Consider the following 23945-nt stretch of genomic DNA (forward strand, 5'->3'; position numbering starts at 1 on the left):
CACCAAGCATGTTGCAACACTATCTTATCATAGCCATACGTAATTTCTTCAAATATAAATTGCAGACCGTCATCAGCATTACCGGTCTGGCTATCGGATTGGTATGTTTTGCATACGGCATCAACTGGCTGAAATATGAGACCTCATACGATGGCTTCTATCCGCAATCCAAACAAATCTACATGCTTTACGGGGTAGACAAACAGACCGGCAAGAAAACGGAAGAACTACCCCTGATATTGGCAAGAAGATTAAAACAGAATTTCCCGGAAGTTATAGAAACGACGCAAATATACGCAAAGTATTCTTCTGATTTCTCCTATAATGAAAAGCGAGTGCCTAATCCGGATGAAGTATTTATCGATGAAAATTTCTTTTCATTCTTTCCACGAAAAGTCATTTGCGGAAGACAGGATAATATTTTGCAATCGTCTAATGATGTTGCTATAACTCGTTCTTTTGCCGTTAAACTATTTAGTAGTCCGGAAAAAGCTCTGGATAAAGTATTAAGTTGTGGTTATGAGAAAAACCTCAGGATCGTTTCCGTTCTGGAAGATGCACCTGACAATTCACTCTTTGTCGGAGAAGCTTTCGAATTAGATCAGTATACACGAAGGGCAGAGGTAGAAATACCAGAAGCTAATCAATGGATGTATTTAAATTCTAAAATATATCTGTTACTGGATAAAAACACGCATATCGACACATTCGAAAAAAAGATAACAAACTATACCTCTATCCATAAATACAATGAGACCATCTTTTTGAAGCTGATACCCGTCACAGCCGTCCGACATACATTCGGCAGCGAATTGTCCTTTAATCTTACTTATATCCAAACTTTTGCTATAACCGGATTATTATTGCTTCTATGCGTATTTTTCAACTTTATCAATCTGCAAATCAACCGGACCTATATACGAATCAAAGAAATGAAACTGCGCAACGCTATCGGAGCCAGTAAAAAAGAAATGATCAGCCAGCTATTACTGGAATATTCATTGATGATATTTATAGCTACTTTATTTGCTTGGAGTTTAATGGAAATTACATTTCCCTTGTTCAAGTATATTTTCCATACAACAATTGATAGTAAAGAGTTGTATGTCGACATGATCAAAATCTCATTATTCAGCTGGATAATCACTCTTTCGATCTCGCTTCCTATATCATTCCGGTTTATCCGGACCTCTCAACTACTGGTATCCGGTGGTGTTGCACCTCATCGGAAAAGCGGGTTCCGCAAAATAGCAATGACAATCCAACTGGGCATCTGCGTATTTTTCCTGATGTGCGCTTTCATCCTGCTCAAACAAACCTCTCTGATGAAAAACAAAAATCTAGGATTCGAAAAAGAAGGCTTGATACAGATTACCATGCTGAATGATGACAGAGAAGGTACCGCACGTGAGATCGCATCCCTCCCCATCGTAAAAGAACTGGTGGTTGCATCATTTTTCTCTATCATGCACGAACCTTATTCATTAACAGAAGTTGAGTGGGAAGGAAAAAGCCCGGATACTAAAGTGAATTTCCATATGTTGGAAGTCGGTAAAAACTTTTTATCCGCATTCCAGATACCTTTATTAAAAGGGCGGTTGCTTGAAGAAACAGATCTGGTTAAGGGACCAAGACATTTTATGAGTTCTAAAGCGCTTATCAACGAAGAGGCTGCACGTATCATGGGATATACCGATCCGATTGGTAAAAAACTCAGCTTTTGGAACAATCAACAACAGGACGTAGAAATTGTCGGCATAGTAAAGGACTTCCAATCTACCAGCCTGAGAAACCCGATTCTTCCCGTTGTCATTACATTAAACCCTTCACTATGGAATAGTTATTTCTATTACGTCAAAGTAAATCCGGGAAATGAACAAAAAGCCATCAAAGCAGTTCGGGATGCATATAAAAAATACGCACTTCCATACGACCAGCAACCGGAGATAACGACGGTCAACGATGTATTAAAAGAATTAAGCCGATCGGAAGATGCCAGCCTGCAACTTTTCTCACTGCTGGCGATACTTTGCACACTCATCTCGGTCTTCGGACTATACTCCGTATCCTCCAGCAATATCACCCAACGGCGGAAAGAAGTAGCTATCCGGAAAGTGACGGGGGCATCCTCCCGAACGATTATCGGCATGTTTATTCGCGAATATGTATCTATTGTAATAGTAGCCAATTTGATCGCTTTGCCTTTAGCCTGGCTATTCATGCGCGGATGGCTGGAACAATACCCATACCGTATCAATATCAGTGCATGGATGTATCTGACCATCCTGTTATTCACAAGCATACTGATCATTTGCACTGTTCTTTACCAAACTTTAAAAGCAGCAAAAGCGAATCCGGCTGTATCGATAAAATCTGAATAAAAAGTGCATATACGAACAATCACTGTGCGTATATGCACTTTTTTAAAGAAAGGGAATGAATTACAAACTATTAATTATCACATCATTATAACATTGGCACATATTTTGTATTAAGATCAAAACAAATTACCATTAAAAGAGAATCATGATACGACACTATATCACTATCGCTTCACGCAATTTTATCAAATACAAATTGCAAACACTTATCAGCGTTATCGGACTGGCTATCGGACTCGTCTGTTTCACCTACGGGATGAAATGGTTGGAATACGAAACGTCGTACGACGGTTTTTATCCGAAGTCCAAACAAATGTACACGCTTTACGGCATCAACAAACAAACCGGAAAAAAAGAGCGGAAATTACCACTCGTCCTGGCCCGCAAACTCAAACTGGATTTTCCGGAAATAAAAGAAACGGCACTGGTATACGGGAATTTCGGTTCTACCTTCGAATATAACGATCAGATACTGGAAGACCCGGAAGAAATATTTATCGACAACAACTTCTTTACCCTTTTCCCCAGGAAAGTTCTCAGCGGCCGGCAAACGAATCTGTTGCATTCGCTGGATGAAATTGTCATAACCCGATCTTTTGCCCTCAAATATTTCAAAAGTCCGGAAGAAGCGATCGGGAAAGTAATGAAAAACGGATATCGGGAAACGCTCACCATCGTGGCGGTAGTGGAAGATGCACCTGCTAACTCCGCATTCAAACAGGATGTCTTCGAGTTGGATAAGTTTACCACTGAAATGACGGACAGGATATCGGAAGACAGACAATGGAGTCAATTTGAAAATGAAATTTATCTGCTGTTGGAAGACAAAGCCAGTGCGGATGTATTCAGAAAAAAGTTACAAACCTATCTGGAGAAAAACAACTACCTGAATACGCTTGCGGTAAAGATGATTCCGTTAACAGACATGCGGCATACTTTTGGAAGCGAGTTATCGTTCAACTTATCCTACATCCGCACTTTTGCCATAACAACCATTTTGCTATTACTGTGCGTATTCTTCAATTTCATCAATCTCCTTCTAAACCGTATCTACCAGCGCATAAAAGAAATAAGGCTCCGAAATTCGATCGGTGCCGGTAAACGGGAGTTGATCATACAGCTATTGACCGAACTCACATTACAAACAGGTATCGCTTTTGTTCTGGCCTTTTGTCTGCTGGAACTCACTTCTTCGTTGTTCTGTAAAACCTTCGATACGAAGATAGCCGACCCTGATTTTTATACGAGTTTGATTATAATCACTTTAGTCAGTTGGGGAGTATTGATAGTTGTCTCATTCCCATTATTACTGCGTTTCATACGAACATCTTCACTGATGTTGTCCGGAGGTATTTCTGCTAACCGGAAGGGGTCGTTCCGCAAGGTCAGCATGACTATTCAACTCGGCATTTGCGTATTCTTCCTGCTGAGCACCTTCATCATGCTTCGACAGATTTCATTAATGAAACATAAGGACCTGGGATTCCAGAAAGAGGGATTGATTCATATCACAATGGATTATCGTGACCGGTCCGGAATCACCCACGAACTGGCAACCCTTCCGATAATCGATGAGTTTGTAGAATGTAGCATCTTCTCCATCACTCACGAACCTCATACACAAAATGAAGTCAGTTGGGAAGGAAAGCCGGACGATTTCAATCCGAATTTCCAGGTAATCAAGGCAGGCGATAAATTTCTGGATGCATTCAAAATAACCTTATTAAAAGGTAATTTTATAAATGAAGGCGACTCAGATCCGGAAGACTGGACCACGCCGGGCAACACAGCCGTCATCAATGAAGAAGCCGCCCGGATCATGGGAATAGACAACCCGATCGGAAAAAAGATCAGTATCTGGAACGGTGTTATTTACGGAGACGGAAAACGAGGACAAAAAGAGCTGGAGATCGTAGGCATCGTCAAAGACTTCCAGGCAGCCAGCCTGCGTAACCCTATACTCCCGGCGATTATCACGCTCGACGGAAGTAAATGGAACAGTTACTGCTATTATGCCCGTGTGAAACCCGAAAATGAACAGGCTGCCATCAAAACAATACGGACAGTCTTTGAAAAACACAAAGAAGAAGGAGATACAACTCCCAAAATACAGACAATGACAGATGTTTTCAACCAATTGAACAAATCCGAAGATGCCAGCCTGCAACTCTTCTCCCTGCTGGCCATACTCTGTACTTTGATCTCGATCTTCGGAATCTATTCCGTTTCATCCAGCAACATTGCACAACGTCGGAAAGAAGTAGCCGTACGCAAGGTGATGGGCGCCTCGTCAAAAACAATTATCAGCATGTTCTTCAAAGAGTATCTGACAATCGTAGTCATAGCCAATGCGATTGCCCTTCCACTAGCCTGGTTGTTTATGCACGGATGGCTGGAACAATATCCTTATCGCATCAGTATCGGTTTATGGATGTATGCCATAGTATTGTTAGCAACAAGCGCTTTGATTATCTGTACCGTCCTTTACCAGACACTGAAAGCGTCTGAAACGAATCCGGCGATAGTCATTAAAAGCGAATAAAATCATTAAAAGCGAATAAAATCATGCAAAGTAAAACACAACACTACTTCAAAATTACTTTTCGGGAATCAGTCAAATATAAAGCTCAGTCCATCATCAGTATCCTCGGACTGGCTATCGGTTTCACTGTCTTCGTACTGGGTAACTACTGGTTATGGTGGGAGACACATTTCGATAACTTCCATCCGAACGGAGACCGGCTTTATTGTCTGACTACTTCCGGACTCAATAAAACAGCAACGGGAGCCGATGCCGACCTGAATCAACTGCATATCAATGACCTGGCAGAGATAAAGAAGCTGGTGCCGGAAATTGAGCAAGTCTGTATCCTCAATGATGCCTTTTATAACACAAAGATCAACAATACCACCCAAACGGTGTGCGGATTAGTCTGCGATCATACCTTCTTCGACTTCTTCAAAGCCGATTTCATAGCCGGGACCTATCAAGGAACTTACCCGGACGGTTCATCTGTCATCCTTACCGAAAGTACTGCCAAGAAGTTTTTCGGAACGACCGATTGTGTCGGAAAATTATTCGAATTGCACGAGCAATACCATCCGGTCGTGGCCGGAGTCATTAAAAACTACCCGGATAATTCGGATTTGATATTCCAATTCCTGAAGATTGACCAAGTGAAGCCTAAGCCCCATGTGAACCGCTATACCACATACGTTCGGCTATCAGCAAATGCCGATGTCGACAAGGTCAAAGAGAAACTGGCTGTTTATAAAAGCCATGCGGAAGATCCCTGGGGTACAGAACATATCGATAAATGGAAAATCAATTTACGGACACTTCCGGAAGTCCATCTGCATGCGCATCCGGAACTGGAGAGCCGGATACGCAATATCCATATCCTGGCATTGGCGGGGTTGATGGCCTTTCTTAGCGCTCTGATGAATCTGCTTGTTCTCTTTATCGGCCAACAGCAACGCAAACAGATAAAGAACCAGACCTATCTGTGTATCGGTGCATCGTCTAAAGATATGTTGCTGAAAGGATGGATAGAGTTATTCGTTCCAATGGCAATAGCTTATCTTTTGGCGTTCTGCCTGATAGAAGTAATCTTTCCTTACTACGAAAATTATACGGCATGGAATCATTACGGCATTTATGAAGGGATATCGAGACATATCGACAAATCAGCTTTATTTTTTAACGCACTGTTATCGATCATAGCCAGCACACTCCTATTCTGGTTACTAACATTTCTTCCTATACGGAATGTATTAGGCAACCGGAAAACAAATCCTGTATTCTTCAAGCGAGGATTAATCATCGGCCAGGTATTTATCGGCTCCCTATTTTTCATTACTTCGCTTGTCCTTTTCCAACAATTGCATTTTATATTGACCAAAGACAAGGGAGTGGATTACGAAAATGTAATTCAGGTAGATATGGGATATGAGAATGCCTACGAGCAGGATCTCAAAGTACTGATGCCCGGACTCAAAAACCATCCGCATATAACCGATGCTTGCTATACAATCACAAACGCCAACCTGTTTACCGAACAGGGAAACTGGTATGGCACCTATGTTACCCATTTTGCTTTCGATCCTGCCGATCCGGACCCGAAAAGGGAAGACCGGGTCATGGTCGTCAGCAAAGATTTTTTTTCTTTCTTCAAGCTGAAGCTAAAACAAGGGAATTGGATCGGCGACAACAATCCGGATGATTACATCGTCAACGAAACCGGATATAAAGAGCTGGGATATATGGATTTGCTGGAAAGACCGATATACGGTGGAGAAACAAAGACTAATCTGAAAGTATGCGGAGTCATAGAAGATTATATCTATGCCCCCTTACAATATCCGGTTAGCAAAGTATTCTTCCGCCTGCATACGGACAAAGATTTTGCAGACTACTATCCAATCCAGTACTTCTATGTCCGCTATACGCCCGGGCACAAAAAAGAAGTATTGGAACATATCTCAAAAGTTACGCAAAAATTGAACCCACATGGAGTAAGTGTCCAAAAGATGTGTACGGAACTATCCGACCTGGTAGACAAGTTCAACCGTCCCGAAAAGGTAATCTTCAGCATATTCAGTATCATAGCCATTGTCTGTATCCTGATCTCCACTTTCGGTATTTACTCCCTGGTCAGCCTCTCCGCCCAACAACGTAAAAAAGAGATTGCCATCCGCAAAGTGAACGGTGCGACCTTCTACCATATCCTGCAATTATTCTTCAGGGAATACCTGATATTAGTCGTAATCAGCAACCTGTTTGCCTTACCGATAGGCTATATCCTGATGAAACGCTGGTTGGAAACATATGCCAACCACATCCACCTGACGATATGGTCTTTCATCGCCGTCTTTTTCATTACCTGTGTAATTGTCCTCCTTTCCATCTTCCGTCAGGTAAAGGAAGCAGCACAGGCAAATCCGGCGGAATCGGTAAAAGCGGAGTAAAAGATTATGATATCAAAAAATATGAACCATTGTGCGATATACTGCGAACAGTCCGTATCAATCCGGCAGAAGTAATAAAGACCAAGTAAACTGTCTTTTGTTTCTACCTAATGAAACACTTGTTTCACTATGAAGAAACAACTGTTTCATTAGGGTGAAACTATTCTCATCTTACTAAAGCCCGGCAACCGGTCTCTAAGGCCCCAAACAGCGACTGCCAGGATTTGACCGCATTTTAAAGGATGGATCGAATAAGATTACTATTACAACCTACACTTCCCAAAAAGAATTAATATTTGGATTATACAGGGGGAATTATGCCGGATATAAAAGAATCTTTCCTACTTTCGTATATCCATTTAACCGGAGTACGTATATTTTTAATTATCAAGCATATGAAAACAAACTTTTTACTCACTTTGTTAACCGGACTACTGGTTTTTACCGCCTGTTCGGAAAAGCCAGCTGCGACTTATACCATAAACGGTACTATCCCCGACAACTCGCTGGACGGAAAAATGATCTATATCTATAACCGTAACAACAATAACGTCTATGTAGACAGCACAGTTGTAACAGGAAATACGTTCACCTTTACCGGTAAAATGGACACCGCAGCTTACTGCCGTATCGATGCCAGCCGTGAATATTATGTCAATTTCATTCTTGAAAACGGGACAATCAATCTCGACCTCGGCAAACCGGTAACTCCGTCGGGAAGCCCTCTGAACAATGAGATTGCCCGCTTCTTCGCAGCACAAGACAGTATGTCTGCCCTGATCGATGCCAAACGACAGGAATTCATGAAACAGACAGAGGATAAAGCCGAACGCATGGAATTGCAGAAGAACTTTTTCCAGAATGAATGGAAACCCGCTTACCTGTCAATGCTCGACGGTTTCTTCAACAGAAACCTGGATAACCCGATCGGTGCTATCGCACTGAATTATATGGACGGCTATCTTTCGCCGGACGAAATCAAAGCGAAACTCCCTCAACTGAGCGAAGTAGTACGCAACACACCGAATATGCAGGAAACGATACAACGTTTCAACGCTTTGGAACAGACAGCCGAAGGAAAACCGTTCGTCGATTTCACCATCGAAACGAAAGACGGTAACAAAGTATCCCTGTCCGACTATGTAGGAAAAGGCAAATATACACTGGTTGATTTCTGGGCAAGCTGGTGCGGACCGTGCCGTGCCGAAACTCCGGTATTGGCAGAAATCTACAATCAATATAAAAACAAAGGCCTTGAAGTGTTGGGCGTAGCCGTATGGGACAATCCAGAAAATACCCAAAAGGCAATAGAAGAACTTAAAATCACCTGGCCGCAGATTCTGAACGCCGGTGATAAACCGACCAAACTATATGGTATCAACGGCATTCCGCATATCATTCTTTTTGGTCCCGACGGTACGATTATCTCCCGTGACCTACGTGGCGATGCAATGAAAGCAAAGGTAAAAGAAGTCATCGAAACTAAATAAACCCAAATACGATGCAGTATTTCGACTTCCCGCACATTTCAATAAATAGAATATGTACGGGAAGTTGAACTTTTTAGATGAGTAAACGAATAATTACATTACTATTAATCTGCCTGAGCAATACGGGATACCTATATGCCCAATGGACAGAAAAGGACTCGGTATGGCTCCGGAATATACTCTCCGGCAAGGAGAAGCTGGAACTGAATCCCGAAGCGTTGAAAGCTATCCGGTCAGGTACGCTGATCAATACGGAAGAACCGGCTTCAAATATGATCATGGCACCCGAGCTATCCCCAGCACAATCCATACAAAAAGATTTCACGGAATACGTACGTCCCAAAGATACCGACTATAACCCAAACCGTAAAGTGGACCCGAAAGACCTTCCTCCCGCCGTATTCATGTTATACGGAATGAATAAACCGTTACCCAAAGTGAAAATGCTGGGATCTTTCCAGGTCTCATCGGGAATCCGTGCCGAAGCCCGAAAGCCGTCCGGCATCTCGTTCGACGATATGTTACAACAGGTTTTTATGCCCAGTGCACGCCATAAAAGGAAAAATGCGCAACGCTGGCGGACTCAGAAATATTATAATAATTATCCGTAATCACAGTAGTAGAATATTTTTTTATACTTTTGTTACCCTATTAACAAAGGTAAAGTCAAATTTATAAATATACAATTTACAAGGATAAAATGGAAAAAATCATTTCGTATCCGTTTTCAGTCATCTATTATTTGTTATTTGGGATTACACTGGTGTTCTTCCATGTGGTACAGTGGATATGCTTTAACCTGTTCGGCTACAAAGCACATAAAAAGAGCGTGGATGTCTTGAGTTTTTTCCTGGTTTTCAACACCTATATTCTGGGAACAAGATACAAAATAAGCGGGCTGGAGAAACTCCCGACCGACTCGCCCCTGATCATTGCTTCGAACCATCAGAGCCTCTACGATATAACCTCTATCTGCTGGTTCATGCGCAAAGTTCATCCCAAGTTTATCAGTAAAATCGAACTGGGCAAAGGTATTCCCAGTATTTCGTACAACCTCAACCACGGCGGCTCCGTCCTTATCGACCGGAAGGATCCGAAACAGGCATTGACCGCCATCCGTGTAATGGCCGAATATATTGAAACAAACAAACGCTCGGCAGTAATTTTCCCGGAAGGGACACGAAGCAAAACAGGCAAGCCCCGTCCTTTTGCTGAAAACGGATTGAAAATCCTCTGTAAATATGCACCGTCGGCCTACATGGTACCGGTCACGATCAACAACTCATGGAAGATGACCAAATGGGGTTCCTTTCCTTTGGGAATCGGCAACCGTATCGAACTCATCATCCACGACCCTATTCCAGTGAAGGCTAAGCCCTTCGCCGAACTCTTTGCCGAAACCGAACAAACTGTGATCCGCAGTATTAAAGTGTAATTTTTTTTATTTGTCATGCAGTATTTCATAATTTGTCCGTTTTATAATTAAAGACTATTAATAAATTAATCGGATAAGATGCAGCATTTCCTTGAAATATTGCGTCTTAAGGTTAAGAAATAATATAAAAAAAGACGGACAATTATGACTAAATTACAAATACTGGCACTTTTGCTTGCCTCATTGGCCCTACTATTCTTCACCTCCTGCGACAGCGAAGACTTCCAGGAGCCGGATGTGTATAAGGTGACTCCCGACCTGCGGTTGAGGATTAACCAGGGGATGAAATTATCCTCCAAATCCGAGAGAAGAACATTTAAGGAAAAATTCGACTTATTCCAGGAGAAATGTGATGAAATGGATCACATAACTTCTCCGTACACTTATATGGAAACGGAAGAATATAAGGATTTTAAAAACTTTCTCCTTTCTTCCTCACCCCATATCTATTATCTGCTGATGGATAAATTCCTGAAAAGCAGACTGAGCTTTTTCTCTAACATCATCAGTGACATTCTCGTATCATCCAAACCGGCTATTGCCGATCAGATTGCGGAACAGATGAGAGCAACCGGCACTTTGGAGGAAAGTTTCTATCTCTATCCTCAATTATGCCTGGATATATGGCTCGATGCATTAGATACCCAATAAATATAAACCATCCCCTCAATGACGATCGCAACTACACATATATGGACTTTACTGGTCTGCCTCCTGTTTTTCATAAGCGGGATCACCAGTTGCGACTCTTCCGATCTCGACAAACTTCCGGTCAACGAGAATCCGGAAGTGGCATTCGTAAATGACGATGTTCCCCAAAGATTGTCGCTTAACAATGCCCGGTTAAAACGGATGATTTCGCCCGCCAGCAACTCCGCTTATTCCGGCAAGATTTACGAATATAATGACGAGGGTCAATTATCCAGGATTTCTAACTGCCTGTTTGAAGGGGAAGCAATTACCGATACTCTCGGTTACAATGTTTATCAATATAACGTAGATAAGCAGTTGGTCATGACCAACAATTTTAATGCGAACAAAAATACCTCTACAGGATTTATCAATCTTCAGACACAGGTATATATCTATTCGAATGATGGCAAGTTAGAGAAAAAAATCACCCATTATCCGGTGATATCCCAGTCGGAGTATACATTATATAAATACAAAAACAATATGCTTGACCGGAAAGAGCATTACGGGACTTCGGGAATATTGGAAAACTATACGACCCACTCGTATGATAAGGTCGGCAAACTGATACTGGAATGTCATTATATGGCAAACAACCAGTTAATCAACTATACACAGCATTCTTTTATCGACGGATTGAATACCCGTTCAGTGACTTTCTCCCCGACCGGCGAAGCCCTGAGAAAAGTGATCAATACATACGATAGCAATTATAACCTTATCCGATCCGAATCGAGCGAACTGGTATTATACAGTTCAAGATCAAACTTCACGGCACAATATGAATATGATAATGCTCAATAAGCATATTATGCCGTTATACGATCTTACACTTTACTGTTCCAGCCACCAGTCGATCATCTTCCGCGCAAGGCTGAGTTTACGAGGTAACTCAGGCAGATTGTCTTTAGTGAAGAAAGCGCCTTCGCTCAATTCCTCATCCTGTAAACGGATCGTGCCGCTTACATAATCGGCTATAAACCCAACCATCAGGTTACTCGGATAAGGCCAGGGCTGATTCCCGAAATAGGTAATATTATTAATTTCCAATCCTGTCTCCTCCATAACTTCGCGTCTTACACATTCTTCCAGCGTTTCTCCCGTTTCAAGGAAACCGGCAACCAGACCATAGAAAGAACCTCTGAAATTCCGGGCATGGACCAGCAGTATAGCATCTCCTTTGCGGATCAGTACCAATATCGCCGGAGAGACTACCGGATAGATTTCATATTTACAGTTTGGACACTGTTTGGAAATAGTTGTCTGCATGACAGTTTTCGTTCCGCATGAAGGACAAAAACGGCTATGCTGGTCCCAATAAATCAACTCATACGCTTTTCCGGCTATTTTATGTAAGATAGGATCGAGGTAATCGTAGGATGCCCGCAAACCCATCGGAAGGTATTCAGCCGTTTCTTCCAGCGGTGTATCCACAGAGGCCGTACAAGCCGGCATATCCTCCAATAAACTGACTTCCAGCACATTTTTAACCGGCACAGGAGGATTGATACTATAAGGGATTGTATATGTTTCACCTTTTTTCTGAAGCAGTAACTGGTCGTTGAAGAAAATAAACCAGTATACATTATTTACATTGCTCATCACTTTTTACTTTTGAACGGCACAAATATACTGACTAATGCGGATATACATCAAAAAAATATTTCTATTTAAAATATTCTTCCGGCCCAATCGTCTACAACAATAGAAGGCATGTCTTACTAATAGATTTTTAATTATTAAAACGGAAACGAAAAATGTTCGGAAGAAAGAGAAAAGAAGTCATATCTTTACAAGTCTTTGCTTATGAGTGTAGTGGATGCGGACAGTGTGTGAAGAGATGCCGGAGAGAGGTTTTGAAAATGGTGAATAACGGAAGTTGCAGCTATGCTACAGTGGTCAATCCGGAAAGCTGTGTAGGTTGCGGTAACTGTGTCGATGTCTGCAAAACCTATGCAATTGAATTAATAACAGAGTAATAAACATATTAAATTAAATAACAATGAGAAATCCGGGAGTATTCAGAGGAGCGTTCATCTTTTTATTTTTTATAGGGCTGTTTGCACTGGCCAGCCTGGGAGTTATGTATCTGTGGAACTGGCTGATACCGGCCGTTATCGGCTGGTCAGTCATTAACTACTGGCAGGCGCTTGGTTTGATGGTTCTTTGCCGACTGTTATTCGGAGGGTTCAGAGGGTTTGGACATTTCGGTCCTTTCGGTCATCATCCCGGAGGCTTTTTCTTCGGTAACCGGGAAGAGCATAACCGCTTCCACGAGCAGATGAGAAATATGCCCTGGGAAGAGCGCCGGGAACATATCCGCAGACATATGGCTGATTTCCGCAATGGCAGATTTAATACACAGGAGCCGTCTTCAGGTGATAATGCCCAATGAAAGAAATAGTTCAAAACCGCTCCGCTTCGGAGCAGAACACACGGGTTGCGGATATCTTCCGGAAATACCAGGCACAGCTGAAAGGTTTTATCTCCAGGCGTGTGTCCTCCAAAGAAGACAGTGAAGATATCCTGCAAAACATATTCTACCAGTTCATGAAATATGACCAGGAGGACAGTCCGATCGAACAGATCGCCGCCTGGTTATATTCTGTGGCCCGCAGTCAGATCATCGACCGCAGCCGCAAACACCGGGAAGAAGAAATGCCCTATCTCTCCGCCAACGAAGAAGACGGCACTTTCCTGAAAGAACTGGCGGAACTCATGCCCGACGAAGACCAGTCGCCGGAAATGGATTATATCCGTTCTACCGTCTGGGAAGAGTTGGAACACGCATTATTGGAATTGCCGGACGAGCAACGGGCCGTCTTTGAACTGACGGAACTGGAAGGCATTCCGTTCAAGGAGATTTCAGAATCGACCGGCATACCGGTCAATACATTGATTTCCAGGAAAAGATATGCAGTCTTGTTTCTCAGGAAAAGATTATATAATCTGTATGAAGATATTTTGTAAACAACTTGTTCCCTAAAAGTGCGTTTCCGAACTATATCCGTGCGGATATGCACAACGCCGAAGAGAATCTAAAACCACAACACAATACAAATCAAACACTTACAATATTGGCACAGCTTTTGTTCTTTCATTAGTAAATTAAAATTCTTATACTCATGATTAAGACAGTAGCATTAGAAAAAATCTTCCGTACAGAGGAAGTTGAAACTTGGGCCTTGAACAAGGTGAATATTGAAGTTAAAGAGGGAGAGTTTGTAGCGATAATGGGGCCTTCCGGTTGCGGTAAGTCTACGCTGCTGAATATCCTGGGATTACTGGACAACCCGACTTCCGGCGAATATTACCTGAACGGGATAGAGGTTTCCAAATATACGGAAGCACAACGTACAAAATTGCGTAAAGGGATTATCGGCTTCGTATTCCAGAGTTTCAACCTGATCGACGAATTGAACGTATATGAAAATATAGAACTTCCCCTGCTTTATATGGGTGTTTCGGCTTCCGAACGCAAACAGAAAGTGAAAGAGGCCATGGAACGTATGGCAATCGTCCATCGTGAAAAACATTTCCCTCAACAGTTATCCGGAGGTCAGCAACAACGCGTTGCCATAGCCCGTGCCGTAGTAGCCAACCCCAAACTAATCCTTGCCGATGAACCTACCGGTAACCTGGACAGTAAAAACGGCCAGGAAGTAATGAACCTGCTCAACGAACTGAATAAGGAAGGAACAACCATCGTCATGGTAACCCACAGCCAGCATGATGCCGGCTATGCTTCACGCATCATCAACCTGTTCGACGGACAGGTGGTGACGGAGACGGTAATCTAATTACAAATGTTACAAAAGTCAAAGAGTAGACTGCAACATGTTAATAGATGTTGCAGTCTACGAAATATTCGTACTTTCCAGTATATCAAATCCAAATAAACTTGTACATTGCCGGCATTAACTACAAATCAAATTATCCATGAAAGCACTAGGTCTATTATTATTTGGAATCTTTTTAACCGTTTCTTCCGCTTATGGACAAAAAACATGTACAATCGAAGGTGATATCCAGAATATGCCAGACAGCATTACTCTCAGTTGTGCGGAAATGAAAGGAAATACAGCCAGAATGCAGGTCGATGACTTTTTTACAATGGCAAATGGTAAATTCAAAATTACCAGGGAGGTCGACACTATTACCAAAATGTTTCTCACTGTTAACCGCACCGGCTATCAGTTTTGGGTAAAACCAGGAGCTAACATTAAAATTACCGGAAAAGCTCCTTATGTACAAACCTGGAGGACAGAAAGCGATATTCCAATCCCGGAACAGATAGAATTAAACCGTTTCAGAGAAGCGACTCAAAAAGAGGCAATGCAAATTCATGATTTGACAGCCGAAGCCATGAAAATACTGGCTAATGCCGATGGCAAAAATCCGAATCCCCGGCAGCAGTTCGATTCATTGCACCTAAAGATAAATAGTATCCATGATGAAGTCATCCTATACAAAGAATTACAACTAATGTTGAAAAATCCCATAACACTTGCAGGACTGGAAGAATTAAGAAATGCAGCCAAATGCTACAAAGAAGGGAAGTTTAACAAACTTGTTTCAATGTCGGACAACTCCATGAGCCTGGCAGGACTGAACAATTTAAAAGAGACCGAAAGGTCTAAAGTCCGGACTTCCATTATTACCGTATATAGCAAACTGACTGATGAGCAAAAACAATCTCAATTGGGACAGGAAATAATATCCTTGTTATCTATTTCATCAACAGTAAAGACCGGAGACAAAATCTATGATGCCGAATTAAAAGATGTTGAAGGCAAAACCCACCACCTCTCCGATTACCGAGGAAGTTATATTCTTCTTGATTTCTGGAGCCGGGCTTGCGGTCCCTGTGTCGCAGCGTTACCTGAACTAGAAAAAATAGCAGAACAATACAAAGGAAAAGTGATCGTAATCAGTGTATCTGTAGATCCTGTTTCCGTCTGGAAAGAAGAAGTTGCTAAAAGTCCTGTTAGCAATTACTGGCTTCAATTGTCTGATGGATTAGGTTCGAGCGGCATAGCAGCACACTACGGACTAAAATCTCTTCCTACATTTGTTTATATATCGCCGGAAGGTCTTATCCTGAAAATCAAAGAAGGATATAGGGAAGACGCTCTTCTGGAAGAACTCAAGAGTTTTATAAAAGACTAACAATCTAAATTAATAAAGGTATGAAACACATTATCAGTTTACTCACTCTATTCCTCTGTTGCACAAGTTTGCACGCTCAGGATCGCGTAGTGGAGCAACCGGCTTTTGAAGTACGCAACACCAATACGCTCGAATTTCAGAAAATTATTCTGAACGACACAGCCACCATCATGTATGTCGACGCTTATTACCGACCCAAATATTGGATCAAGATCGTTGATGAAACGACGTTGGAAGCCAATGGTAAAAGTTACCGGATCAAAGCCGGCGACGGTATTAAGCTTAATGAGGAATTTTGGATGCCGGAATCAGGTACAGCCTCTTTTCGTTTGATTTTCCCTCCCCTTCCGAAGGATACAAAGACAATCGATTTTATCGAAGGTAACGACAAAGGAGCTTTCAAGATCTGGGGTATACGATTGGATGGCAAAACACCTACAGTTAACTTTCCCAACGTAAAGAAACCGGAGAAAGCGCCTGTCCTGGAAAAGCCGGAATTGAAATCGGGTATTGCCACACTAAACGGTAAATTTATTGGCTACAAACCGGGGATGGATGAAGAACTGCCTATATGGGTATTCAATATTCTTACAGCCGGTGCAGACCAGAACACCATAAATGTTAAGCCCGATGGAAGTTTTAAACTGGAAATTCCTTTATTACATATTTCAAGTGTAGTATTATCCGGAAACTCAGTTGTTCATACCCGTTTCTATATAAAACCGGGAGAAACAACTTCTGTCGAAATTAATATGCCGGAAATTTGTCGTGCACAATCCAAGATACAATCTTCCAAGCCTTCATTAGGAAACAAGTTCTATTTCACCGGAGCATTGGCTGATATAAACAACGACCTCGCCAATAATCCGGTTGAAGAACCTTCATTCAGTGTCAGAAGTCAGGAAGAATATGATCAGATGATGAAAGACATCAGTACAATGACGGTTGATCAATATAAAACATATTGGACAGAAAAATATCAGAAAGCCGTCGATCAGCTAAATCAACTGACAGGAATCAGCGAAGCACATCGTCAATTGATTGCCATGAAACTAAAGCATGAACTGGCTGATCAATTGCTTGGTTACAGAGCAATTGAATATGCTTACCGGCAAACGAACAAAATACCGAAAGATTCTGTTCTGGTTAACTATGTAAAGCCAATTGCTTCCCAGGATTATTTCAATTTCTTGCCGGAACTGTTGTCCAATGATCCCTACTTTATTTATAATGGTAATGCGGCTTATTTGCTAAGAGGCCTCCAGTTTACCAACTTTACCGGAAAAGATATCAAACTAGAGAAAGACGAAAAATTCCCAGACAATACAGCTGATATTGCCCGGATTATGGGAACCGATAAAGGACTTCTTTTCGATATGTTAGCCGCACAAAAACTGGCAGCTTCTATCAGCGAGTTCCGTCCTTTAGACGAACAAGAGTTGGCAAAGACCAATACATTGAATCCGGCACTCAAAGAGGAACTTATCAAAATGAATGAGAAACTGAAACTGACAATAGAGGAAAACAAAAAGAAATCCGGCTATACCGTCAACCGTGTGAACATTGCGGATATCCCATCCGAAGAACTATTCAATGCAATTACAACACCTTACCGCGGTAAAGTTGTCTTCGTTGACTTTTGGGCAACCTGGTGCGGTCCCTGCCGGATGGCAATGAAAGAGACAGAACCGGTAAAGAAAGAATATGAAGGAAAAGACGTCGTATTCCTCTACCTGGCAGCCGAAAACTCTCCGAAAGGGACCTGGGAACAAATGATCCCGGACATCAAGGGTGAACACTACCGTGTTACTGCCGAACAATGGGAATACTGGGGAAAGAAATTCGGTATCAATGGTGTCCCTTCTTACATGGTAGTGGCAAAAGACGGTACTCCGGTTCACTTCCAGGTCGGTTTCATGGGAGTGGACAAGATGAAAGAGATGATCGATAAAGAACTGGCTAAATAAGAAAATCCGGAATATACTTTATAAGGGCGGAGATCAGGTAATGGTCTCCGCTTTTTTTTGCGGTAAAATCAAAAAGTCGTAATATTGCATTCACAAACATAACATATATAATGGTCGGCATGAAATATTTCAAACAATGGGTACTTTTTATTTGTCTGAGTGTTTATTGCAATGCTTCCGCACAGGAAATAAAAAAAGCGATGACATTCGACGAAATGGTTAGCTGGAAACGTATTACGGAACAAAAAATCTCCCACGACGGGAAATGGGTAGCCTGTAAGATGGAACCCTGGCGGGGAGATGCCAGTATTTTCGTGTACAATGCCAAAGGAGAAATGACAGCTTCTTTCCTTCCGGCTGCACAGGCAGAATTTTCTGCATCTTCCGGTTACCTGCTGGTTACCAGGAAGCCGGAACTTGAAAAAGTAGAAGCCCTGAAACTGAAAAAGACCAAAAAAGAAGATATGCCGTTGGATGAACTCGTCATCTTCAATCTCTCAGACAAAAAAGAAACGATAGACTCCCTGAAATCATATAAACTTTCTGAGAGTGCAGACTGGATTGCCTATAAAAGAGAGAGTAAATCAGATACTGTACTCCATGTGCGTTCGCTGGACGGAGCAAAAGAGGTACGGTTTGCCGATGTCAAGGAGTTCGGGTTCGCTAAAAAAGAAAACATTCTATATTACACGACAGATTCCACCTTATCCACATTTACTCCGGAGAAAGGGCATACCGTTATTTTTGAAGGTAAAGGTGTAATTAAAAAAGCGACATTCAATAAAACCGGCGACAAAATAGCATTCCTGTATTGTCCGGATAAAGACTCAACCAATACGCAATTTTCACTTTATCTGGCAGAAAATAATACCCGGGCCCGCATCGTTGCTGATAAGGGACAAAACTTCATACCCAAAGGCTGGGTGATCAGCGAAAACGGTGACATCCGTTTTTCAGAGAACTCTGAACGTATTTTCTTCGGAACAGCACCGGCTCCCATGCAAAAAGATACTACCGTACTGGCAGAAAATCGTCCCGACGTACAAATCTGGAAATGGGATGAGGGTGTACAATATACTCAACAAGTATATAATAAAGAAAAAGACCTGAAAAAAACTTACACTGCCGTTTATAATATTTCCGGCAACACCCTCTTCCAACTGGCAGACAAGGAAATCCCTCATTTGATCACTGCCGATGAAGGTAATGCACCGATCGCCCTGTTATCGACAAACCAACCCTACGCAACAGAACAGATGTGGGAAGGCAGAAGCCGTTATGATATCTATACAGTTAATCTTCAAACCGGAGAACGCCGGCAAATAAAAAAAGCAAGCAACAGCAATATGCAACTTTCCCCCAAAGGGACATATGCTTATTGGTATTGTGCGCAAGACAGTTCCTGGTATACCTATTCCCTGGCAAACGGAAAAGAATACCGTCTGACAACTCCCACTACTTTTGCTGCCTGGGATGAAGACAATGACGTCCCGGACTATCCGTCACCTCACGGTCTGGCCGGATGGACAGCTGATGACCGCAACCTCCTGATATACGACCGTTATGATATCTGGAAATTCGATCCTACAGCAGAAGTCGCTCCTGTAAACCTGACAGTAAACGGACGAAAGGAACAACTTTCATATCGATTGATCAGATTGGATAAAGAAGAAAAATTCATTGATATAACAAAGTCACAGTTATTACAAGTGTTCAATGAAAAGACAAAAGGTTCCGGATATTACAGCGCACATCTCTCTGCTCCCAAAACGCCGAAAGCCCTGCTGGCCGGAAACTTCATGCTGAAAACACCCGTCAAAGCGAAATATTCGGATGCAGTGATCTATACCTCCGAAACATTTGAGCAATATCCGGATATAAGGCTTTCTGACCTTAGTTTCAAAAAGTCCATCCAGCTTACCCACGGAGAAGAACAACAAGCAAATCTGAATTGGGGTACAGCCGAGCTCGTCTCCTGGATTTCTCTGGACGGAACACCTTTGGAAGGAGTTGTCTATAAACCGGAGAACTTCGACCCGAACAAAAAATATCCGGTAATCGTAAACTTCTACGAACGTAATTCGGAAACGCTTTATGCTTACCATATGCCGGAACCGCATCGTTCCACGATTGATTACCATTTCTATACCAGTAATGGTTATATCATTTTCAATCCGGATGTACGTTATGTAGACAGTTATCCCGGAGAAAGCTGTTTCAACTGTGTCATGCCGGGTATTACCTCATTAATAGCCAAAGGATATGTAAATGAAAAAGCGATCGGTGCACAAGGTCATAGCTGGGGCGGATATCAGGTTGCTTATCTGGCTACCCGGACAAACCTGTTTGCCGCTATCGAATCGGGAGCTCCGGTCGTCAATATGTTCAGTGCCTACGGTGGAATCCGTTGGGGTTCAGGACTGAACCGTTCTTTCCAATATGAACACGGACAAAGCCGTATCGGCGGAACTTTATGGGATTCCCCATTGCAATATATGGAAAACTCTCCGTTGTTTACCATGGATAAAGTAGAAACTCCCATCCTGATCATGCATAACGACAACGATGGTCATGTCCCCTGGTATCAGGGAATAGAATATTTTGTAGCACTCAAACGTTTACAGAAACCGGTGTGGCTACTCAATTATACCGGAGAAATTCATTGGCCGATGCGTCTGGCAAACCGGATAGATTTCCAGAAGCGTATGTTCCAGTTCTTCCAGCATTACCTGAACAAGCAACCAATGCCCAAATGGATGGACGAAGGAGTTCCGGCAGTCGATCAGGAATTTGAATTGGGATACTAAAAGCATTATATTTGCTTCAAATAACCGGTATCTCCATGAAAAATACTTTTTGGCTACTAATTATACAATCTATACTACTTTTGTCGGCCTGTACGGGCGGACAAACAGAGTATTGGTTGGAACAGGCTGAAAATTATCTGGACAAAAAGCCGGACAGTACATTAATATTTCTGGAGAAGATAAAGAACCCTGTCCAGCTGGCCGATTATCCTAAAGCGAAATACGATCTGTTTCAGACTATTGCTGGACTCCGCAAAGGTCAGACCATACGGACAGACTCCCTGCTCACAAAAGCTATTGATATTTTCATTGCCAACAATGATTCAGCCAAAACCTCTAATGCTTGTTTCTGGAGTGGGTTTATCAATATGCAAACGGCGAACTATATGCGGGCTGACTCTTTCTTTACCCTGGGTATTCCGTTTGCAACAAATCCTGTAGAACGAACCCGATTATACGAATACAGCGGTTTTGCCCTTCTGTACAAAGGCAACGCAAAACAGGCATTGCAGCAGCATATACAGTCATTACAAGACAGTGCCTTTATCCCTGCCGCTTACCAGGCAGAAGTATTAGCAGAAATCGGACAGGCATATCGATATTCAGAACAAACCGACAGTGCAATCATCTACTACCAAAAAGCTATCCGAAAATCACTGGAAATCGAATCAAGGGAGCAAACGGCCTTTTTCTATCAAAAAATAAGCGAAATTGAAAAAGAAAAGGGAAATATTAGAAACGCAACGGAAGCATTGAAAGCAAGTCAGAGTTTATGTAACACCCGGACTAGTTATCCATACCATATGCTTACTCAAGCCCAAATATACATTGCATCCGGCGAAACCGATTCGGCAAGGGTTTACCTACAGAAAGCAATACAAAGCACAAACACCTATGTTGCAACCCGTGCCTATCAACTATTGGCCCGGCTATATGAAAAAAACAAAACAGACGAACAAATATACTACGCCTGGAAAAACTATGAAGGAAGTTTCAGCAACATATCCGGTGATGCCGAATCACAGATAATGACACAACGATATCAGGAAGAACTGCTCAAAAATGAAAATAACCAATTAAAACTCAAAAAGAAGCAACAAGATATCTACCTCCTTTCATTATGTCTGATATTGATTACAGCCTGTACCCTTTGGTATATTGTCTACAACCGTCTCCGGAAAAAGAAAATCATCGGCGAACAACAATTAAAAGAACAGGAACTAAAAAACCAGGTCGCCCAATTAGAGAAAGAGCGGGAATTGATATCCTTGCGTGAAAGAGCTACGGCTTTACGTGAACAGTTGTTCCGCCGTCTGTCTGCATCCCAAAAGATCCCTTCCCTTTCCGGAAAAGCAAAAGAAAACACAGATGATAACAAATCGAGGTTAACATCGGAAGAGATAGACGAATTGATCGAAACTGTGAATAATATCTGGTCCGGCTTTGCCGAACGACTAAAAAATACTTATCCGTTACTCCGTACAAAAGACATCGCCTTCTGTTGCCTGTTGAAAAGCGGGATCAGCACGAAAGACCTTGCCTCCATCTATTATATCACTCCTTCGGCCATCAGCCAAAAGAAAGCACGTATGAAACGGGAGAAGTTCGGAGTTGAGGATGATAACCTGTCTCTGGATGATCTTTTGAATGCGTTCTAAACTGCTAAAGAGGAAATGTCAATTCATTTTTACTACGATCAGATAGTAAACATCTATATATCTTCCCGTTATCCCTTTCAGTATTATCTAAAATGTCAACTGACTTTCTAGTCTGTAATCAACATTTAAGGATATATTTGCATCAAACATCATTCTAAAACAGCAACATTATGAAGAAGGTAGGAAATCTTATTACTGGTTTACTTTGCTTACTATTGATAGTCTCGTGTCAAAGTGGCAATAAATCATCATTCAATAACGGATTGGAAGACTCACCCGTTGTCGGTACTTTTGTACAGGTGGGGGATGACCAGGTTCTTTCGTGCGATCAGAAATTACTGACCGACTCCATACACCTTCTACTCACTTATCTTACGGAAAAACCGGAGATCATTCATCTGGACAACCGGGATGAAGCGCTGATCAGCGAAGGGCGTGTAATCGTTTCCGATAATTATTTATTAGCATGGAACAACAAACAAAATCCTTTCAAACTCTTCGACCGGAAAGGAAACTTCCTGACAACGATCGGATCATACGGACAAGGCCCCAACGAATACCTGAATGTTTATGACGCTAATATAGACGAAGAAAACGACCGAATTTATATATTGCCCTGGCAAAGTGCCCAAATACTGGTCTATGACCTGAAGGGTAATCCCCAACCTACAATACCACTTTGTCTGCGGGCTCCCAAAGGCACTTTCCATGTAGACCTTCAGGATTCGACGGTTGCAGTTGTTCTACTTCCATTCCCCGACATGCCGGCAGTAGCATGGACACAGGATTTTCACGGGAACAGGAAAGATTATATCGAACCCGGCCATCTCGCTGCACCGCAAGATTACAGTAATGAGGTCTGTACATATAATAATGTACCGGGTATTTTTGACGTAAATATCCTCTGCATCGTACCAACACGCGTCGACAGCCTTTACCGCTACGATTACCGCAATAACCGCTTGTCTCCAACCTTCACCATGAATTTCAGTGAAGACCCGATCCCCTGGCACGGCTATATCGAACTTCCGAACCATTATATAGGAGAGGCTTCCTATCCGAAACAAGTATCAGCTACTTCATTTGTATCATCATCTCCCAGCTATTATATTGTAGACAAAAGAACTGGAAAAGGAGCTTTTTTCCGATTATATAATAATTATCTGGGATACACGGAAATCGGCTGGCCTATTTTCTCTTTTTATAATGGCTACTTTATCCAGAATATTGAACCTGCAAATCTGAAAAGCACGTTAGAAAATGCTCTAAAGTCTAACAAATTAACAGAAGAAGAAAAAGCAGAATTGACTACATTGGCAGAGTCAATACATGAAAATGATAATAATATCATCATTTTAGCCAAATTAAAACATTAGT

Annotated in this window: 18 protein-coding genes; 17 read left to right on the plus strand and 1 reads right to left on the minus strand. The window is 42.1% G+C overall.

Annotation, left to right across the window (positions count from 1 at the left end; translation table 11 throughout):
• The first annotated feature begins 8 nt into the window (after positions 1-8).
• The 8 genes from HMPREF1535_RS05405 (at position 9) to HMPREF1535_RS05440 (ending at position 11771) form a co-directional block, all read left to right on the plus strand.
• The gene (locus HMPREF1535_RS05405; RefSeq protein ID WP_046145514.1) at positions 9-2381 is read left to right on the plus strand and encodes an ABC transporter permease; all 2373 of its coding nucleotides are present in this window, start codon (positions 9-11) and stop codon (positions 2379-2381) included.
• A gap of 145 nt (positions 2382-2526) precedes the next feature.
• The gene (locus HMPREF1535_RS05410; RefSeq protein WP_082207499.1) at positions 2527-4923 is read left to right on the plus strand and encodes an ABC transporter permease; all 2397 of its coding nucleotides are present in this window, start codon (positions 2527-2529) and stop codon (positions 4921-4923) included.
• A gap of 23 nt (positions 4924-4946) precedes the next feature.
• Positions 4947-7349: an FtsX-like permease family protein gene (locus tag HMPREF1535_RS05415; RefSeq protein WP_046145516.1), complete on the plus strand. Its 2403-nt coding sequence runs from the start codon at positions 4947-4949 to the stop codon at positions 7347-7349.
• 395 nt (positions 7350-7744) lie between these two features.
• Positions 7745-8839, plus strand: coding sequence for a TlpA disulfide reductase family protein (locus HMPREF1535_RS05420; protein ID WP_046146421.1), 1095 nt, complete (start codon positions 7745-7747; stop codon positions 8837-8839).
• Positions 8840-8916: 77 nt separating this feature from the next.
• Entirely contained in the window at positions 8917-9450 is a 534-nt protein-coding gene (locus HMPREF1535_RS05425; RefSeq protein ID WP_010801671.1) for a DUF4858 domain-containing protein, read from the plus strand.
• 89 nt (positions 9451-9539) lie between these two features.
• A complete protein-coding gene (locus HMPREF1535_RS05430; protein ID WP_046145517.1) occupies positions 9540-10274 on the plus strand; it encodes a lysophospholipid acyltransferase family protein in 735 nt (244 codons plus the stop codon).
• Between the two features lie 144 nt (positions 10275-10418).
• Complete coding sequence (locus tag HMPREF1535_RS05435; protein WP_010801669.1) at positions 10419-10925, plus strand: hypothetical protein; 507 nt, start codon at positions 10419-10421, stop codon at positions 10923-10925.
• 18 nt (positions 10926-10943) lie between these two features.
• The gene (locus HMPREF1535_RS05440) at positions 10944-11771 is read left to right on the plus strand and encodes a hypothetical protein (RefSeq protein WP_046145518.1); all 828 of its coding nucleotides are present in this window, start codon (positions 10944-10946) and stop codon (positions 11769-11771) included.
• Between the two features lie 30 nt (positions 11772-11801).
• On the opposite strand, the gene nudC is transcribed toward HMPREF1535_RS05440, so the two are convergent.
• On the minus strand, positions 11802-12569 hold the full coding sequence (gene nudC / locus HMPREF1535_RS05445) for an NAD(+) diphosphatase (RefSeq protein WP_046145519.1): 768 nt from the start codon (positions 12567-12569) through the stop codon (positions 11802-11804).
• Between the two features lie 155 nt (positions 12570-12724).
• Here nudC and HMPREF1535_RS25315 point away from each other — a divergent pair, with 155 nt between their 5' ends.
• The 9 genes from HMPREF1535_RS25315 (at position 12725) to HMPREF1535_RS05485 (ending at position 23944) form a co-directional block, all read left to right on the plus strand.
• On the plus strand, positions 12725-12946 hold the full coding sequence (locus HMPREF1535_RS25315; protein WP_082207500.1) for a 4Fe-4S binding protein: 222 nt from the start codon (positions 12725-12727) through the stop codon (positions 12944-12946).
• Positions 12947-12969: 23 nt separating this feature from the next.
• Positions 12970-13362 (plus strand): hypothetical protein, encoded by a 393-nt coding sequence (locus tag HMPREF1535_RS05450; RefSeq protein WP_046145520.1) that lies wholly within the window; start codon positions 12970-12972, stop codon positions 13360-13362.
• A complete protein-coding gene (locus HMPREF1535_RS05455) occupies positions 13359-13937 on the plus strand; it encodes an RNA polymerase sigma factor (RefSeq protein ID WP_046145521.1) in 579 nt (192 codons plus the stop codon). Before HMPREF1535_RS05450 ends, HMPREF1535_RS05455 begins: the two co-directional genes overlap by 4 nt.
• Positions 13938-14092: 155 nt before the next feature.
• A complete protein-coding gene (locus HMPREF1535_RS05460) occupies positions 14093-14767 on the plus strand; it encodes an ABC transporter ATP-binding protein (protein ID WP_007655383.1) in 675 nt (224 codons plus the stop codon).
• Between the two features lie 139 nt (positions 14768-14906).
• Positions 14907-16136 carry a TlpA family protein disulfide reductase gene (locus HMPREF1535_RS05465; protein ID WP_046145522.1) on the plus strand — a complete coding sequence of 410 codons (1230 nt, stop codon included), beginning with the start codon at positions 14907-14909 and terminating at the stop codon, positions 16134-16136.
• Positions 16137-16156: 20 nt separating this feature from the next.
• Positions 16157-18103 carry a TlpA family protein disulfide reductase gene (locus HMPREF1535_RS05470; protein WP_046145523.1) on the plus strand — a complete coding sequence of 649 codons (1947 nt, stop codon included), beginning with the start codon at positions 16157-16159 and terminating at the stop codon, positions 18101-18103.
• A 119-nt stretch (positions 18104-18222) separates the two neighbouring features.
• Positions 18223-20910 carry a S9 family peptidase gene (locus HMPREF1535_RS05475; RefSeq protein ID WP_046146422.1) on the plus strand — a complete coding sequence of 896 codons (2688 nt, stop codon included), beginning with the start codon at positions 18223-18225 and terminating at the stop codon, positions 20908-20910.
• 35 nt (positions 20911-20945) lie between these two features.
• Positions 20946-22568: a tetratricopeptide repeat protein gene (locus tag HMPREF1535_RS05480; protein WP_046145524.1), complete on the plus strand. Its 1623-nt coding sequence runs from the start codon at positions 20946-20948 to the stop codon at positions 22566-22568.
• A 170-nt stretch (positions 22569-22738) separates the two neighbouring features.
• Positions 22739-23944: a 6-bladed beta-propeller gene (locus HMPREF1535_RS05485; RefSeq protein WP_007655390.1), complete on the plus strand. Its 1206-nt coding sequence runs from the start codon at positions 22739-22741 to the stop codon at positions 23942-23944.
• Position 23945: the final 1 nt, after the last annotated feature.

It is taken from the genome of Parabacteroides goldsteinii DSM 19448 = WAL 12034, assembly GCF_000969835.1.
Classification (GTDB): domain Bacteria; phylum Bacteroidota; class Bacteroidia; order Bacteroidales; family Tannerellaceae; genus Parabacteroides; species Parabacteroides goldsteinii.

Excerpts from the sequence above, each read along its gene's own strand:
- HMPREF1535_RS05455 (WP_046145521.1), top strand. The coding sequence starts at position 13,359 with ATGAAAGAAATAGTTCAAAACCGCTCCGCTTCGGAGCAGAACACACGG.
- HMPREF1535_RS05460 (WP_007655383.1), top strand. The coding sequence starts at position 14,093 with ATGATTAAGACAGTAGCATTAGAAAAAATCTTCCGTACAGAGGAAGTT.
- HMPREF1535_RS05440 (WP_046145518.1), top strand. The coding sequence starts at position 10,944 with ATGACGATCGCAACTACACATATATGGACTTTACTGGTCTGCCTCCTG.
- HMPREF1535_RS05430 (WP_046145517.1), top strand. The coding sequence starts at position 9,540 with ATGGAAAAAATCATTTCGTATCCGTTTTCAGTCATCTATTATTTGTTA.
- HMPREF1535_RS05470 (WP_046145523.1), top strand. The coding sequence starts at position 16,157 with ATGAAACACATTATCAGTTTACTCACTCTATTCCTCTGTTGCACAAGT.
- HMPREF1535_RS05405 (WP_046145514.1), top strand. The coding sequence starts at position 9 with ATGTTGCAACACTATCTTATCATAGCCATACGTAATTTCTTCAAATAT.
- HMPREF1535_RS05480 (WP_046145524.1), top strand. The coding sequence starts at position 20,946 with ATGAAAAATACTTTTTGGCTACTAATTATACAATCTATACTACTTTTG.
- HMPREF1535_RS05465 (WP_046145522.1), top strand. The coding sequence starts at position 14,907 with ATGAAAGCACTAGGTCTATTATTATTTGGAATCTTTTTAACCGTTTCT.
- HMPREF1535_RS05435 (WP_010801669.1), top strand. The coding sequence starts at position 10,419 with ATGACTAAATTACAAATACTGGCACTTTTGCTTGCCTCATTGGCCCTA.
- nudC (WP_046145519.1), bottom strand. The coding sequence starts at position 12,569 with ATGAGCAATGTAAATAATGTATACTGGTTTATTTTCTTCAACGACCAG.
- HMPREF1535_RS05425 (WP_010801671.1), top strand. The coding sequence starts at position 8,917 with ATGAGTAAACGAATAATTACATTACTATTAATCTGCCTGAGCAATACG.
- HMPREF1535_RS05485 (WP_007655390.1), top strand. The coding sequence starts at position 22,739 with ATGAAGAAGGTAGGAAATCTTATTACTGGTTTACTTTGCTTACTATTG.
- HMPREF1535_RS05450 (WP_046145520.1), top strand. The coding sequence starts at position 12,970 with ATGAGAAATCCGGGAGTATTCAGAGGAGCGTTCATCTTTTTATTTTTT.
- HMPREF1535_RS05410 (WP_082207499.1), top strand. The coding sequence starts at position 2,527 with ATGATACGACACTATATCACTATCGCTTCACGCAATTTTATCAAATAC.
- HMPREF1535_RS05475 (WP_046146422.1), top strand. The coding sequence starts at position 18,223 with ATGAAATATTTCAAACAATGGGTACTTTTTATTTGTCTGAGTGTTTAT.
- HMPREF1535_RS05415 (WP_046145516.1), top strand. The coding sequence starts at position 4,947 with ATGCAAAGTAAAACACAACACTACTTCAAAATTACTTTTCGGGAATCA.
- HMPREF1535_RS25315 (WP_082207500.1), top strand. The coding sequence starts at position 12,725 with ATGTTCGGAAGAAAGAGAAAAGAAGTCATATCTTTACAAGTCTTTGCT.
- HMPREF1535_RS05420 (WP_046146421.1), top strand. The coding sequence starts at position 7,745 with ATGAAAACAAACTTTTTACTCACTTTGTTAACCGGACTACTGGTTTTT.